The organism is Pseudomonas sp. SWRI22 (assembly GCF_014268395.2).
In the GTDB taxonomy this organism is placed as follows: domain Bacteria; phylum Pseudomonadota; class Gammaproteobacteria; order Pseudomonadales; family Pseudomonadaceae; genus Aquipseudomonas; species Aquipseudomonas paracarnis.
The window spans coordinates 353,920-368,005 of sequence record NZ_JABWQK020000001.1 but is presented as its reverse complement, the minus strand read 5'-3'; the positions used below and the strand labels follow the sequence as shown (position 1 = coordinate 368,005).

Genomic DNA, 14,086 nt, shown 5'->3' with positions numbered 1-14,086 from the left:
CCTTACGCTCCCATCTCAATAGCATGCAGGCCCATCGCAAATGAAAAGGCCATGAACCGCTTTACCAGGCTGGCAAAGGGTGGCAGAACTTCCAGCCGGGTTTTGGAGTGGGCTTTGAAATAACCCTTTTCAACCCCCTCCTGCACCATACGGATAATGTGGGTCTTGGACACGGAAAGTTGCTTGGCCAAGGCTAGGTAGGAAGACGACCGGAAGGTGGCGCGGTCGTTCTCAGGGGCAAAGGCGTCGTTGTAGATCGCCAGCATCAACAGATGGCCGGCGTCGCGCTTCACCAGCCAGTAACATTCGGGCAGCAAGACATCCACCGTCAACTCGGCCGCGAGAATCATGGCAAAACCCTTGAAATAGAGCGCAAGGAACTCGCGGTCATCCAAGTCGCGCATCTGCCGGAACACTTCCCTTTCGGGATAGAGCAGCGCCAAAGACTCCGTGAGGGCGGTGAGCATCAACCGCGCTTCGCGGCAGGCTTCATCCGAAGGTGCATACACCCTGAAGCGACTGTCTTCGGGGTGCGGCGCAACCTCCATGAAACCCAAGGCCCGGAATAGCAAAAAAATCGATTCCAGGCTGTTTTTCGAACAATATTTGCGCGTTACGCACAAGGCTTTAACTTCTGCCAACAAAGGCAGCGGTGTAGAAAAGTATTGGCTCAATAATGCAAACGACACCATCAAGCGGCTGTATTTAAGGGCACTCTTGTAGAAAAACGGTCGTCTCGAATAGGGCACGAGCAGCACGTGGTAATGCGCTCTCATGCACGATTCAAAATCCTTATGACGTTCGAGCGCTTGCGCGGTATTACACATAGCCAACTTCAACGAACTGACACGCATGAAAGAGCCCTGATCATCCAACTTGATGCCACTGATCTCAGCTACGAAATCCCTGCAGCCCGGCCCCAAAACAAATCACTTCAAAAATCCTGCCATTAATGGCTTTTTGCCTCGAACGCAATGTACAGCGATTGCCGGACAAGACGTCATCAGTACCAAAGTTGTTCCACAGTCAAATGCCCTATGGCACACACTTACGCGCAACCTTTGGTTACATTCTCTCCGCCTGGCGGTTAGAGGACTAATCGATTCAGCACACTGCGAACCTTCCTTCCTCGGCGGCGTCGTAACAGGGGATTGTTGCCAACCGCCCGCCGCGAGGTTCTCGTTTGAAAGCTGCCCTACTGAAGAAATACCGCCTGATCATCAAGACCATGGGCTATGTGGGCTGGGCGTTGTTCTGGCTGTTGTTGTGGGATGTGGCGGTGACGGTGGATTTCATGCTGTTTCTCACCGCCAAGATCAATTTGCCGCTGATGCCCCTGACCTTGCTCGGCTCGGCACTGGTGGTGCTGATCAGTTTTCGCAACAGCAGCGCCTACAACCGCTGGTGGGAAGCACGCACGCTGTGGGGTGCGATGGTCAACAACTCGCGCAGTTTTGCTCGGCAAGTGTTGACCCTGCTCGATGACGCCCCTGGTGAGGTGAACCCGGTGAAGTCGACGCTGTTGCGCCGTCACGTGGCTTACGTCAATTGCCTGGCTGCGCACCTCAAGGGCCAGCCGTGCCCGGAGGAAGTGCGAGCCTTTATCCCCGCCGAAGAATTTGCGCGCAACGGCGCCACCAATAACTTCGCCAATGACATCCTCACCGGCTCGGCCTCGTTGCTGGCGCGCGAATACCAGGCCGGGCGCCTGGACAGCATCCGCCTGGCGCGGTTGGAGTCGACCCTGGTGGACCTCTCCAACGCCCAGGGCGGCATGGAGCGGATTGCCAACACGCCACTGCCCTACCCTTACGTGTACTTCCCGCGGCTATTCATTTCGTTATTCTGCCTGATCGTGCCGGTGGGCCTGGTGGAATCGCTCGGTTGGTTCACGCCGTTGGCCTCCACGGTCGTGGGCTTCATGCTGCTGGCCATCGAACGCATCGGCACCGACCTGCAAAGCCCGTTCAATTCCAGCGAACACCAGATCCAGATGGAAAGCATCTGCGAAACCATCGAGAAGAACCTGCAGTCGATGCGCCGCGATGCCCTGGTCGGTGACCCGATCGCCTGATTCCCCCTCCTCAAGTGCCAACTCCCTCGGCCGATATACCGAGGGTACGCATGGCCTCGCCTCTCACAAAAACGCCTGCGACACGCAGTAGCCATTTTTCTCCCCTTGCCAAAACTATAAATACCCGCGGGTGAAGTCATGAATATCAAGCAGAAGCTGACATGGGCGTTTGCGGCCATCGCGTGCGTGCCGGTCATCCTGGTCGCCATTATCGTGGTGCTGAACCTGCGCGAGGGTGCGCTGGCCAACTTCCTCGACAGCAGCGGCCGCGAGATCCGCCAGATCGACAATGGCATGCAGCAGTTTTTCGACGGCATCAGCCAGAATGTCGACTTCGTCGCCAAAGACCCGCGTGTGATCGCGGCCAAGAACCTAAAGAACTACGCCGGCGCCGATGCAGCGCAAATTCCGCTGACGCCGACCAACAACGAACTGCTGGCGATTTTTGATCAGTTCGCCAAAAGCCACCCCAGTACCGCCTACCTGTCCCTGGGACTGAGCGATGGCGGCTACGCCAGTTGGCCGGACGACGCCAAGCTGACGCAATACGACCCGCGCACCCGCCCCTGGTACCAGGCCGCCATTGCAGCGCCAGGCAAGACCGTGCGCACAGGCGCCTACTACTGGGCCCCGGACGATGTGGTGCTGATCGGCACCGTGCGCACCGTCGCGGATGCCACGGGTAACGTCCTTGGGGTGGTTGGCCTTGACGTGTCGCTCAAGCAACTCACCGAGCTGGTGCGCACCATCAAGCTGGGCGACAGCGGCTACCTGATGCTGGTGGAAGCCGACGGCAACGTGCTGGTGGACCCCAGCGATGCCACGCACAACTTCAAGCCCCTGGCGGGCCTGGGCGCGAACTACGCCGAACTGGCCAAGCACGGCGATGGCGTGACCGAGGTGAGCATCGATGGCGTGGCCTACATGGCTAACGTGGTCAGTTCCAAAGACTTGGGCTGGCGCTTTATCGGCCTGATCAAGCGTGACGAAGTGATGGCCGGCGCCACCCGCCTGACGTGGTTGATCGCTGCGATCGCCGCCGTACTGGCCGTGGTGTTCGCAATCGTCGGTGCCAGTTTCGCCCGTGTGATCGTGCGTCCGATTCGCGGTGTGGCCGACGGGCTGCAGGAAATCGCCGAAGGTGAAGGCGACCTCACGCGCCAGCTCAAAGTGCAAGGCAAGGACGAAACCGCCAGCCTGGCCGGCTGGTTCAACCAGTTCCTGAGCATGATCGCGCAACTGGTGCAGCGCATCGGCAACGCCTCCTCAGACCTGCAAACCGCCGCCGCCGACACCAGCGCCGTGGCCAACAATATGAACCAGGCCGCCGGCCGCCAGCGCGAAGCCGTGGAACTGGTGAGCACCGCGTTCAACGAGATGGTCGCCACCGCCAACGAAGTCGCGCGCTCATGCAGCGCCGCCGCCACGAGTGCCGATGAGGGCTATCGCGACGTGCACACCGGCCAGCAGCACATCGGCGAAGCCACCGGCAGCGTGCTCAAGCTCAGCGAAGACCTGCAAAAATCCACACAGACCATGCAGTTGCTCGAGCAAGACAGCCAGAACATCAACACCATCCTCGACACCATTCGTTCGATTGCCGAACAGACCAACCTGCTGGCGCTCAACGCCGCGATCGAAGCCGCCCGCGCTGGCGACCAGGGCCGCGGCTTTGCGGTGGTCGCCGATGAAGTGCGTGCACTGGCGCGTCGCACCGCCGACTCCACCGGCGAAATCGACAGCCTGCTGGGCAACCTCGCCCGCCGCACCCAGGAAGTCACCCAGCAGATGCAAGGCAGCTTGCTGGTGTCCAACACCAGCGTGGAGCGCATCCAGCAGGCCCGCGACAGCTTTGACAAGATCCGCGGCTCGGTGGATTCGATTCGCGACCAGAACACTCAGATCGCCACCGCCGCCGAAGAACAGCACCAGGTGGCCGAAGAGATCAACCGGCATATCGCGCAGATCCACGCAGACGCGCAGTTGGTGGAAGGCTTTGCGCATTCGGCGCAGACCGGTTCAGGGCGGCTGACTGATATTTCCGGCCAGCTCAATGGGCTGGTGGGGCGCTTCAAGTTCTGATGCCCGCCCAATAAAGGCAGCGCTGTACCGTGGCGAGGGAGCTTGCTCCCGCTGGACTGCGTAGCAGTCCCAGTCTTTTAAATTAAGAGCGGGGCCGCTTCGCGCCCCAGCGGGAGCAAGCTCCCTCGCCACAGGGTACGCGTCGCAGGGTCCATCTAGGCCGACTCAGAGGCGGCCCTGCCCATCATCGCAGTACCTGCAACAGTCTATTGCAGGACTCAAATGTACTAACCGGTTACTTATCTTGCTAAAATCGCGTCTTTGCCCTCTCTCACTCGAGTCCATTCGACATGAAACGAGCATCGCGCGCCGCTGGCGTCTCTAGATTCTTACTCCTGGGCCTGGGCGTCGTCATCGCCCTGCTCGGCCTTGCGCTTGCCGTCGGCGGCGCCAAACTGGTCAGCCTGGGAGGTTCCTGGTACTTCCTGTTGGGCGGCGTGGTCATGGCCATCTCCGGGCTGTTGATTGCCCGCTGCAAGCCTGCCGGCGCCTGGTTGTTCGCCGCGTTTCTAGTGGCTACCGCCGTGTGGGCGGTGGCCGACGTGGGCCTGGAATACTGGCCGCTGTTCTCGCGACTGTTCATGTTTGCGGTGATTGGCGTGGTGGTCGCACTGGTGTATCCGTTGCTGGCCGGCAAACCGGCGCGGGGTGCCTATGGCGTCGCCGCCGTATTGGCGCTGGGCGTGGCGGTGGCAGCGGGCAATATGTTTGTCGCGCACCCCAGCGTTGCGCCCACCGGTGCAGGCCCGGGCGTCACCCCGGTGGCTGCGGCCGATGCGCAGAAAGATTGGGCCCACTACGGTAATACCGAAGGTGGCAGCCGTTTCGCCGCGCTGGACCAGATCAACCGCGACAACATCGACAAGCTCAAGGTCGCCTGGACCTACCACACCGGCGACGTGGCCATCAGCGACGGTAACGGTGCCGAAGACCAACTGACGCCCCTGCAGATCGGCAACAAAGTGTTTATCTGCACCCCGCACAACAACCTGATCGCGCTGGATGCCGACACCGGCAAAGAACTGTGGAAAAACGAAGTCAACGCCAAATCGGCAGTGTGGCAGCGTTGCCGGGGCATGGCGTATTTCGACGCCAGCGCGCCGATTGCCCAGCCGACCCAGCCCGACAGCTCGCCGGTCCTGGCCGCCAGCGTGCCTGCCGGTGCGCAGTGCCAGCGTCGCCTGCTGACCAACACCATTGATGCACGCCTGATCGCCGTAGACGCCGACACCGGCAAGTTCTGCGAAGACTTCGGCACCCACGGTCAGGTGGACCTCAAGGCCGGCCTCGGCAATGTGCCGGACAGCTACTACCAACTGTCCTCGGCGCCGCTGATGGCCGGTACCACCGTCGTAGTCGGCGGTCGCGTGGCAGACAACGTGCAGACCGATATGCCCGGTGGCGTGATCCGTGGCTTTGACGTGATCACTGGCCAGATGCGCTGGGCCTTCGACCCAGGCAACCCTGAAGACAAGCAGGCCCCGACGGGCGACGCCACCTACGTGCGCAGCACCCCGAACAGCTGGGCGCCGATGTCTTACGACCCACTGATGAACACGGTCTTCCTGCCGATGGGCAGCTCCTCCACCGATATCTACGGCGTGGAGCGCACCCAGCTCAACCACAAATACGGCGCTTCGGTGCTGGCACTCGACGCCTCCACCGGTGCCGAGAAGTGGGTCTACCAGACGGTTCACAACGACCTCTGGGACTTCGACCTGCCGATGCAGCCAAGCCTGATCGACTTCACCCCGCCAGGCAGCGACAAGGCTGTACCGGCCGTGGTCATCGGCACCAAGGCCGGGCAGATTTACGTGCTCGACCGCGCCACCGGCAAGCCGCTGACGGACGTGCAGGAAGTGCCGGTAAAAGCCGCGAACATTGCCAACGAGCCGTATTCCCTGACCCAGCCTAAATCCGTGGGCATGCCGCAGATCGGCGCGCAAACCCTCACCGAGTCGGACATGTGGGGCGCGACGCCGTATGACCAGTTGCTGTGCCGCATCGACTTCAAGGGCATGCGCTACGACGGCCTGTACACCGCGCCGGGCACCGATAAATCCCTGAGCTTCCCGGGTTCCCTGGGCGGCATGAACTGGGGCAGCATCTCCACCGACCCGGTGCACGGTTTTATCTTCGTCAACGACATGCGCCTGGGCCTGTGGATCCAGATGGTACCGTCGCAGAACAAGGCCCAGACCTCTTCCGGTGGGGAAGCGCTGAACACCGGCATGGGCGCCGTGCCGCTCAAGGGCACGCCGTACGCGGTGAACAAAAACCGCTTCCTGTCGGTGGCCGGCATTCCGTGCCAGGCGCCGCCATTCGGCACCTTGACCGCCATCGACATGAAGACGCAAAAGGTCGCCTGGCAAGTACCGGTGGGCACCGTTGAAGACACCGGCCCCCTGGGTATCCGCATGCACCTGCCAATCAAGGTAGGCCTGCCGACCCTGGGCGGTACGCTGTCCACCCAAGGCGGCCTGATCTTTATCGCCGGCACCCAGGACTTCTACCTGCGCGCCTTCAACAGCGGCAATGGCGATGAAATCTGGAAAGCCCGCCTGCCCGTCGGCAGTCAGGGTGGGCCGATGACCTACGTGTCGCCGAAAACCGGCAAGCAATACATCGTCGTCACCGCCGGCGGCGCACGCCAGTCCACCGACCGTGGCGACTACGTGATCGCCTACGCCCTGCCGTAACCGCCCTCTGTTCGCGCGGTGCTCCGGCACCGCGCTTTGTGTTTGGAAAGATCCCCCATGACCCCTACTCCTCATACCGCCTGGCGCCTGGCGCTGGGCCTGGCCTTTGCGGCCGCCCTGCCCGTTCAAGCCGACGACACCACCCTGACCGGCGACTGGGGCGGCCTGCGCCGCGAACTCGACGCGCAAGGTGTGCGCTTTACCGGTGACTACAGCGGCGAGACCGCCTACAACGCCCACGGCGGCCAGCACCGTTCGGCGCGCTATTCGCAAAATATCAAGCTCGGCGTGCAGTTCGACCTGGGCAAGCTCTACGGTTTCAACAACGGCGACCGCATCCAGCTGACCATCAACGACCGACGCGGCAACAGCGCCTCCGAGGACTTGGTGGGCAACCGCCTGCCGATCCAGGAAAATTACGGCGGCCTCTACACGCGCCTCACCGAGCTGAGCTACGAGCGCACGCTGTTCACCCCGGCGCTGAACCTCAAGCTGGGCTATATGGCCATGGGCAATGATCTCGGCGGCCTGGACAGCGGCATCCTGTGTAACTTCATGAACGCCGGCTTCTGCGGGCATCCGCTGAACATGTCCGGCGGTAGTGGCTGGGCCAACTACCCGAATGCGCACCTCGGTGCCCGGGTGAAATACGACTTTTCGCCCAACTGGCAACTGCGCATGGCGGCGTTCAATGTCGACCCGTCCAGCAATGGCAACTCAAGCCGTGCCTGGCACCTGGGGCCCAAGCACACCACCGGCACCGTGGTGCCCATCGAGCTTATCTACAAGCATGCGGGCGCACTGCCCGGTGAATACAAGCTCGGTTATTACTACGACAGTTCCGATGTAAAACGCATTGGCAGCAACAAGGACGTCAGCGGGCGTGGCGGTCACTACCTCTTGATCGACCAGGCTGTGTGGGCCTCACAATCATCCCAAGGCCGTAGCCTGCACGCCTTCGGCCAGTACTCTGCCGCCAGCCAAGCGGCCTCGCCGTTCACCAAGTGGTATGGCGCAGGCGTGGTGCTGTACAAGCCGTTCGAGGGTCGCCCGCGCGATACCGTCGCCCTGGGCTATGGCCGCGCGGTGCCGAACCCGCGCAGCCGTGATGTACAGGAGCTGGCAGCGTTCAACACCGGCACGGCCTATCCCGACCTGGACACGGCCGAACAGCTGATCGAGCTCAGTTATGGCTACCAGGCCACGCCTTGGCTGACCTTGCGCCCGGATGTGCAATACATCATCGAGCCGGGGGCGTTTTCCGGGGAGAGCATCGACAATGCGCTGGTGCTGGGCTTGCAGGTCAAAGCGGTGTTCTAGTTTGTGCCCTGTTGATACTGACGCGGCGTACAGCCAAATTCGCGGCGAAACACCGTATGCAGGTACTGCGCAGAGGTGAAGCCGCAACGTGCGGCAATGTCGGCGATAGCAAGGCTGTGGTTTTCCAGGCCTTTGGCGGCAGCGGCGAGTTTGAAGCGCAAAATCTCATCATGCACGCTGCAGCCGCGGGCCTTGCGAAAATGCGCTTCCAGGGACGAGCGGGAAACACCGACATAAGCGGCGACCTGATCGGTCTTGATGCCCTGGCAGGCGTACTGGCGGATAAACAACAAGGCCTGCATCACGTAAGGGTTGCCCAGGGGTTGATGCAGGCTGGAGGCCTGCACGTTGATGGCGTCCGGCGGCACCAGCACCTGCGTGCCCGTGCAGGGTTTGCCGTGCAGCATCTGATGCAACAACGCCGCAGCGGTACGGCCCATGGTCTCCGTGCCCTGGATCACCGAACTGAGCGGCACCCGCGTGAGGGTACGGGTCAGCGGGTCGTTGTCGATGCCGATCAACGCCACCTCCTCCGGCACCGCAATACCCGCCGTCAGGCAGGCTTGCAGCAATTGCCGAGCACGGGCATCGGTCACCGCGATAATGCCGATAGGCTTGGGCAGGCTGTGCAGCCAGGCAATCTGCTGCTCCACCGCGCTGTCCCACAACGGCGCACTGGTGCCCAGGCCGCGATACACCTCTACCTGCAAGCCATCGCGCTGCATCAAGCGGCGAAAAGCTTTCTCACGCTCCTGGGCCCACCGATTGGCCTGGGCTTCGGGCAGGCTGAAACAGGCAAACCGCGTCAAACCCGCCTCCACCAGATGCTCGTAGGCCAGCTTCATCAGGGCATGGTTATCGGTGGCCACATAGGGAATGCCCTTGGGGTACTTGCTGACATCCTCATAGGACCCGCCCACCGCCACCACTGGAACCCGACTGCCGGCCAGCGCCTCGCCAATCAGCGGGTCATCGAAGTCAGCAATGATCCCATCGCCCTGCCAACGCTCGATACCGCGCAGGCGGCAGAGGAAGTCTTCTTCCAGGAACAGGTCCCAGGATGCGCGGGTGCTGCTCAGGTAGTTGCCAATGCCGGCGATGATGCCACGGTCGTAGATTTTGCTGCCGTTGAACAGCAAGGCAATGCGGTGAACGGGCGGTAGGGTTTTCATTGTTTTTGTCCTGGGGCCGGTCGGTGCAGATGAGTACGCAGAGGTTTGACTGATCAGGATAGCGGGCCTCGGAGGAGGCCCGCTTTGAGGTCACCTAAATCTAAGCAGCACAACCACGACACCCATCCAAATACAGGCAACTATCATCATTGCCAAATCGATAACTAAAAGTCGCTTCAGGTACGGGGGGAACTTCTCGATGTCGACTGGATCAACCTCTCCCATAATGATAGAGGCCCTTGGCCAAACCACCATTCCGGCGATTTTCGACATTTCCAAGAGAGACCAAATCAAACCGCGCCTCCCCAAACTTGTCCCCCATATGTACATATAACGACTGTTTTTTAGAGCCTCCTTCATGGCTTCCAGATGACAGTGAGTAAGGTAAAGGCTAAAAGCAAGGCCAGCAGCTGCAAGCAAAATAGGGCCTCCGGCAAAGATAATCGCAACCCAAGGTGGCCAAGTATCGATATTAGTCATGGTTGTATGGCCTCGTAGATCTTTTCACCCACGTATTCACCACCTTGACCACCGTAGGTGGTACCTGCCCATGCGCCAGCTCCTACAATAGCTGCGACACAGATAACGCAGCCTCCCATCCACCCAAACCGCCAAAGGCGGTGAACGGGCGGTAGGTTTTCATTGTTTTTGTCCTGAGGCCGGTCGGTGCAGATTTGGCCCGTGGACTAAGGACGCCTAGCTACATTCAAATCGATGTCAAATCCTGGAAGCTGTATGGGCATATCGGGCCTCAGGGAGGCCCGTTCGTTACCTAAGTTTCCAAAGAATGATTCCAACTGCCATCCAGATAAGGGCAGTGAAAGCCATCGTGATATTGATCATAAGACGACGTTTCAAGCAGGGCGGAAACTTTTCAAGATCAGCGGGGCTTACATCTCCCAAAATGATATAAGCCTTCGGCCAAACCACCATTCCAGCAATTTTCGACATTTCCAATAGGGACCAAATCAAGCCTCGTTTCCCAAGACTAGGCCCCCAAAGATAAATGTAGCGGCTATTTTTCAACGCATCCTTAATGGCATCCAAATGGCGGCGGCTCAGGTACAAGCTGTATGCAAGACTCGACGCCGCAAGCAGCATCGGACCACCTGAAATAATCCAGAAGGCCAGCCAGGACTTCCAAAACTCTTCTGCTGTCATGGCAAAGTTTGCTCGTACAAAATTTCTCCACCTATTTCTCCCCCCAAACCGCCGTAAGTTGTACCGACCCATGCGCCAGCGCCCACTATGGCTGCGACACAGATAACACCACCTACCCCCCCTGTAGCAATACCAATCCCCAGACAAATCGGACCACTGGCAGTACCCGCCGCCCACCCACCCAAACCACCAAAGAACGTGGACCCAGCGAACTTCCCCGCTTCCGTAAACTTGATCCTCCTGCAAGCCTCCCCGGACTCGCCATTACACACCTGCTCAATAGCCAGCAACGAAGACACACCGCCAAGGCCTATACCGATATAACCACCCGCCTTCATATACTTCGTAGCACGGCTGACCGCCTCCACATGCGCGGCATACCCCGGAATCTGCCCCGGCCCACCCGCCTTGTCCCAGTGATACACCAAGCTGCGGCTGGATATACCCAGGGCCGCTTTCAACTTGGGGTGATCGCCCAAGGTGGTCTGCCCGCGCAGGCGGGTGGAGTTGAGCAGATGAGCATCCAACTGGTTCATCAACCGTTGGCGATCAGCAAAGAACTGCGCTGACCTAAGATGCCCGTGCTGCCGATAGCTGTCCTGATGCAGGCGTTCCATGGCCTGGAGCGTTTCGCGCAGATTGCTCAGATGTTTTTCCATCACCACCGCACTGACGCCGAGCCAGGTTGAGGTATGGCCGATGAAACCGGCGATCTCTGCACCGTGGCGATACAGAAAGTCAGCCTCGTCCGGCGTCAGTTCATCCAGTGATGCGCTGACGTGTTGTGCAGCCTGCATCAACTGAGCTTCTTCATACGTGCAGGAGGTGTTGTTCGGATCGCTGAGCACGATCATCGAACCAGCTTTGACGTGGCCTGTGTTGGGATTCAGCGATTGAAACTTGCGCATTACAGCCGGGTCGAGCGTCGGAAAAAGTGTGGCTTCCAGCGCCTCGCGAGTCATGCTCTGGGGCACGATATGGAAGCCTGGCTCTTGGCCATTCATGCCGTTGTATGCCGTTGGAACTGTACGACCCGACGGGGCGAAACCAGACTGACGCGGCGCTACAGGGCTGCCATTGGCAGATGATGTGCTCGGTTGAGCAACTCGCTGATTAATGGGCGGCTCTGAACTTTCATTTTCATAGGTGGCGGAGTAAACCGAAGGAATAAGCCGAGCTCGACAGGGGCAGCTGCTGAAGCTGTCCAGCGTGCCGGCCACACGTTTTCCATGACTTTCGATATGAGAAATGCCGCCTACGATCTGGTAAGTCCCTTCATGTTTTCCACAAGTAACCAAGTCGCCTTCGCGAGCATGGAGAACACCATATATATTAACTCTAGGATCGCCCTCGATAATTTTTCCGCCACAGGTTGTATTATCACCCAAACCCACAAAATACCCTTCACTCATTCACGCACCCTCTTTTAAAATTTTATGTACTCAAGTGCATAGCGCTGAAAAACAACTAAGTCATACACAACGCACTTAGTAATCCCTCATAAAAAATCATCTGCCTTCTGCACGCCTTCACGAGCAATCAGCAGTACTGAACCTTGTGGCGTATTGATAATTTCGTCACCGTTGCTGAGCGTGCTTCCTACAAGCGCAATATGGCTATTAGCTTCACCCGCACACGTCACGATCTGCGCCGTCGTGCCGTCGGCGTATACAGCGCAATCCCCTTTGTGCGCAGCACGTACTTGCGAACCATCAGCCAATTTGAATGCCATTTGCGATGTGGTTTTTTTAATCACCCCACCGTTACGCGTCTGGCTGCCTTCGGCCGCCACTCGATAAATTGCAATAGCCGGATGAGCCTTGTTTTGGGCATCTCGTTCATTAATGATCTTCAGAGCTTGCTCGCTGAAACCCGACAGTTGTTGCTCGGAAAATGCAGGCATGTCCAGCTCAATTAAAAACTCAGCCGACACTTCATTGGTATATAGCAAGGTTTGTGATGCACTCATCTTTACTTTCCTTATTCTCAGCTTAGTTAGTCGCCTTCGCTTGTTCACATCAAGGCAATGGCTGACAACCCAAACTTTGAAGAGGCATAACCCCACCGTAAAGTCAGACGTTTCCCTAAATCCTGTACTCCCTGAGCCGTTCTCAGCCCTTCACTCAAAATCGCACTCCCCTTTGGTGATTTTCATAATCAGCCGCCCAGGTGCCATTGCTAGTATCCAGACACCGCCCAGAACAATAAGGAAAACCCCATGCCGTACTTCCCCGGTGTCGAGAAGGTGCGCTTCGAAGGCCCTGCCAGCACCTCTGCCCTCGCGTTTCGTCACTACGACGCCAACAAACTGATCCTCGGCAAACCCATGCGGGAGCACCTGCGCATGGCAGCCTGTTATTGGCATACCTTTGTGTGGCCGGGGGCGGATATGTTTGGGATGGGGACGTTCAAGCGCCCGTGGCAGCGCAGTGGCGATCCGATGGAGGTGGCCATCGGCAAGGCCGAGGCGGCGTTTGAGTTTTTTTCCAAGCTGGGCATCGACTACTACAGCTTTCACGACACCGATGTGGCGCCCGAAGGCAACTCGCTCAGGGAGTACCGCAACCACTTTGCGCAGATGATCGACCACCTGGAGCGCCATCAGGAACAGACCGGCATCAAGCTGCTGTGGGGCACAGCCAATTGCTTCAGCAACCCGCGTTTTGCCGCCGGGGCCGCGAGCAACCCAGACCCAGAGGTGTTCGCCTTCGCTGCCGCCCAGGTGTTCAGCGCGATGAATGCCACGCTGCGCCTCAAGGGCGCCAACTATGTGCTGTGGGGTGGCCGTGAAGGGTATGAAACCTTGCTCAACACCGACCTCAAGCGCGAGCGCGAACAGCTCGGGCGTTTTATGCGCATGGTGGTGGAGCACAAGCACAAGATCGGCTTCACGGGTGACCTGTTGATCGAGCCCAAGCCCCAGGAGCCGACCAAACACCAATACGATTACGACAGCGCCACCGTGTTCGGCTTCCTGCATGAGTACGGCCTGGAACACGAGATCAAAGTGAACATCGAGGCCAACCACGCGACGCTGGCCGGGCACAGTTTTCATCATGAGATCGCCACCGCCGTGTCGTTGGGGATCTTCGGCAGTATCGACGCCAACCGCGGCGACCCGCAGAACGGCTGGGACACCGACCAGTTCCCCAATAGCGTCGAGGAAATGACCCTGGCCACCTATGAAATTCTAAAGGCTGGCGGGTTCAAGAACGGCGGCTATAACTTCGACTCCAAGGTGCGCCGCCAGAGCCTGGACGAGGTGGACCTGTTCCACGGGCATGTCGCCGCCATGGATGTGCTGGCTCTGGCCCTGGAGCGTGCGGCGGCGATGGTGCAGGACGACCGCTTGCAGCAGTTCAAGGACCAACGCTATGCCGGCTGGCAGCAGCCATTGGGCCAGGCGGTGTTGGCCGGTGAGTTCAGCCTGGAGTCATTGGCTGAACATGCCTTTGCCAACGCGCTGAACCCGCAGGCGGTGAGTGGGCGCCAGGAGATGCTTGAAGGCGTTGTGAATCGGTTTATCTACACCTGACTGTGGCCAGAGATTGCTCCCGCTGGGGCGCGAAGCGGCCCCA

At 59.4% G+C, this 14,086-nt stretch carries 11 protein-coding genes; 5 read left to right on the top strand and 6 right to left on the bottom strand.

Annotated features, from left to right (window positions below; all coding sequences use genetic code 11):
• Positions 1-2 precede the first annotated feature (2 nt).
• Positions 3-854 carry a hypothetical protein gene (locus HU730_RS01670; RefSeq protein ID WP_169922168.1) on the bottom strand — a complete coding sequence of 284 codons (852 nt, stop codon included), beginning with the start codon at positions 852-854 and terminating at the stop codon, positions 3-5.
• A gap of 329 nt (positions 855-1,183) precedes the next feature.
• Here HU730_RS01670 and HU730_RS01665 point away from each other — a divergent pair, with 329 nt between their 5' ends.
• From HU730_RS01665 to HU730_RS01650, 4 genes are all read left to right on the top strand, one after another.
• Entirely contained in the window at positions 1,184-2,074 is an 891-nt protein-coding gene (locus tag HU730_RS01665) for a bestrophin family ion channel (protein ID WP_003190542.1), read from the top strand.
• Positions 2,075-2,212: 138 nt separating this feature from the next.
• Positions 2,213-4,156 carry a methyl-accepting chemotaxis protein gene (locus tag HU730_RS01660; protein ID WP_186527280.1) on the top strand — a complete coding sequence of 648 codons (1,944 nt, stop codon included), beginning with the start codon at positions 2,213-2,215 and terminating at the stop codon, positions 4,154-4,156.
• Positions 4,157-4,446: 290 nt separating this feature from the next.
• Positions 4,447-6,855, top strand: coding sequence for a glucose/quinate/shikimate family membrane-bound PQQ-dependent dehydrogenase (locus HU730_RS01655; RefSeq protein ID WP_186527281.1), 2,409 nt, complete (start codon positions 4,447-4,449; stop codon positions 6,853-6,855).
• A gap of 57 nt (positions 6,856-6,912) precedes the next feature.
• Positions 6,913-8,175, top strand: coding sequence for a carbohydrate porin (locus tag HU730_RS01650; protein ID WP_186527282.1), 1,263 nt, complete (start codon positions 6,913-6,915; stop codon positions 8,173-8,175).
• Here the strand turns inward: HU730_RS01650 and HU730_RS01645 are convergent.
• The 5 genes from HU730_RS01645 to HU730_RS01625 all read right to left on the bottom strand — a co-directional run bounded on the left by HU730_RS01645 (position 8,172) and on the right by HU730_RS01625 (position 12,477).
• The gene (locus HU730_RS01645) at positions 8,172-9,347 is read right to left on the bottom strand and encodes a XylR family transcriptional regulator (protein WP_089042656.1); all 1,176 of its coding nucleotides are present in this window, start codon (positions 9,345-9,347) and stop codon (positions 8,172-8,174) included. The genes HU730_RS01650 and HU730_RS01645 overlap by 4 nt on opposite strands.
• A 90-nt stretch (positions 9,348-9,437) precedes the next feature.
• Positions 9,438-9,827 carry a hypothetical protein gene (locus tag HU730_RS01640; protein WP_034127135.1) on the bottom strand — a complete coding sequence of 130 codons (390 nt, stop codon included), beginning with the start codon at positions 9,825-9,827 and terminating at the stop codon, positions 9,438-9,440.
• Positions 9,828-10,115: 288 nt separating this feature from the next.
• Positions 10,116-10,508, bottom strand: a complete 393-nt coding sequence (locus HU730_RS01635) for a hypothetical protein (RefSeq protein ID WP_034127134.1) — start codon at positions 10,506-10,508, stop codon at positions 10,116-10,118.
• Complete coding sequence (locus tag HU730_RS01630; RefSeq protein ID WP_096143289.1) at positions 10,505-11,920, bottom strand: PAAR domain-containing protein; 1,416 nt, start codon at positions 11,918-11,920, stop codon at positions 10,505-10,507. Before HU730_RS01630 ends, HU730_RS01635 begins: the two co-directional genes overlap by 4 nt.
• 86 nt (positions 11,921-12,006) lie before the next feature.
• Complete coding sequence (locus tag HU730_RS01625) at positions 12,007-12,477, bottom strand: hypothetical protein (protein ID WP_034127132.1); 471 nt, start codon at positions 12,475-12,477, stop codon at positions 12,007-12,009.
• Between the two features lie 249 nt (positions 12,478-12,726).
• On the opposite strand from HU730_RS01625, the gene xylA reads away from it, so the two are divergent.
• Positions 12,727-14,043, top strand: a complete 1,317-nt coding sequence (gene xylA, locus HU730_RS01620) for a xylose isomerase (RefSeq protein WP_186527283.1) — start codon at positions 12,727-12,729, stop codon at positions 14,041-14,043.
• Positions 14,044-14,086: the final 43 nt, after the last annotated feature.

Coding starts and splice junctions, on each gene's coding strand:
- HU730_RS01670 (WP_169922168.1), bottom strand. CDS start 854: ATGCGTGTCAGTTCGTTGAAGTTGGCTATGTGTAATACCGCGCAAGCG.
- HU730_RS01660 (WP_186527280.1), top strand. CDS start 2,213: ATGAATATCAAGCAGAAGCTGACATGGGCGTTTGCGGCCATCGCGTGC.
- HU730_RS01655 (WP_186527281.1), top strand. CDS start 4,447: ATGAAACGAGCATCGCGCGCCGCTGGCGTCTCTAGATTCTTACTCCTG.
- HU730_RS01650 (WP_186527282.1), top strand. CDS start 6,913: ATGACCCCTACTCCTCATACCGCCTGGCGCCTGGCGCTGGGCCTGGCC.
- HU730_RS01645 (WP_089042656.1), bottom strand. CDS start 9,347: ATGAAAACCCTACCGCCCGTTCACCGCATTGCCTTGCTGTTCAACGGC.
- HU730_RS01640 (WP_034127135.1), bottom strand. CDS start 9,827: ATGACTAATATCGATACTTGGCCACCTTGGGTTGCGATTATCTTTGCC.
- HU730_RS01635 (WP_034127134.1), bottom strand. CDS start 10,508: ATGACAGCAGAAGAGTTTTGGAAGTCCTGGCTGGCCTTCTGGATTATT.
- HU730_RS01630 (WP_096143289.1), bottom strand. CDS start 11,920: ATGAGTGAAGGGTATTTTGTGGGTTTGGGTGATAATACAACCTGTGGC.
- HU730_RS01625 (WP_034127132.1), bottom strand. CDS start 12,477: ATGAGTGCATCACAAACCTTGCTATATACCAATGAAGTGTCGGCTGAG.
- xylA (WP_186527283.1), top strand. CDS start 12,727: ATGCCGTACTTCCCCGGTGTCGAGAAGGTGCGCTTCGAAGGCCCTGCC.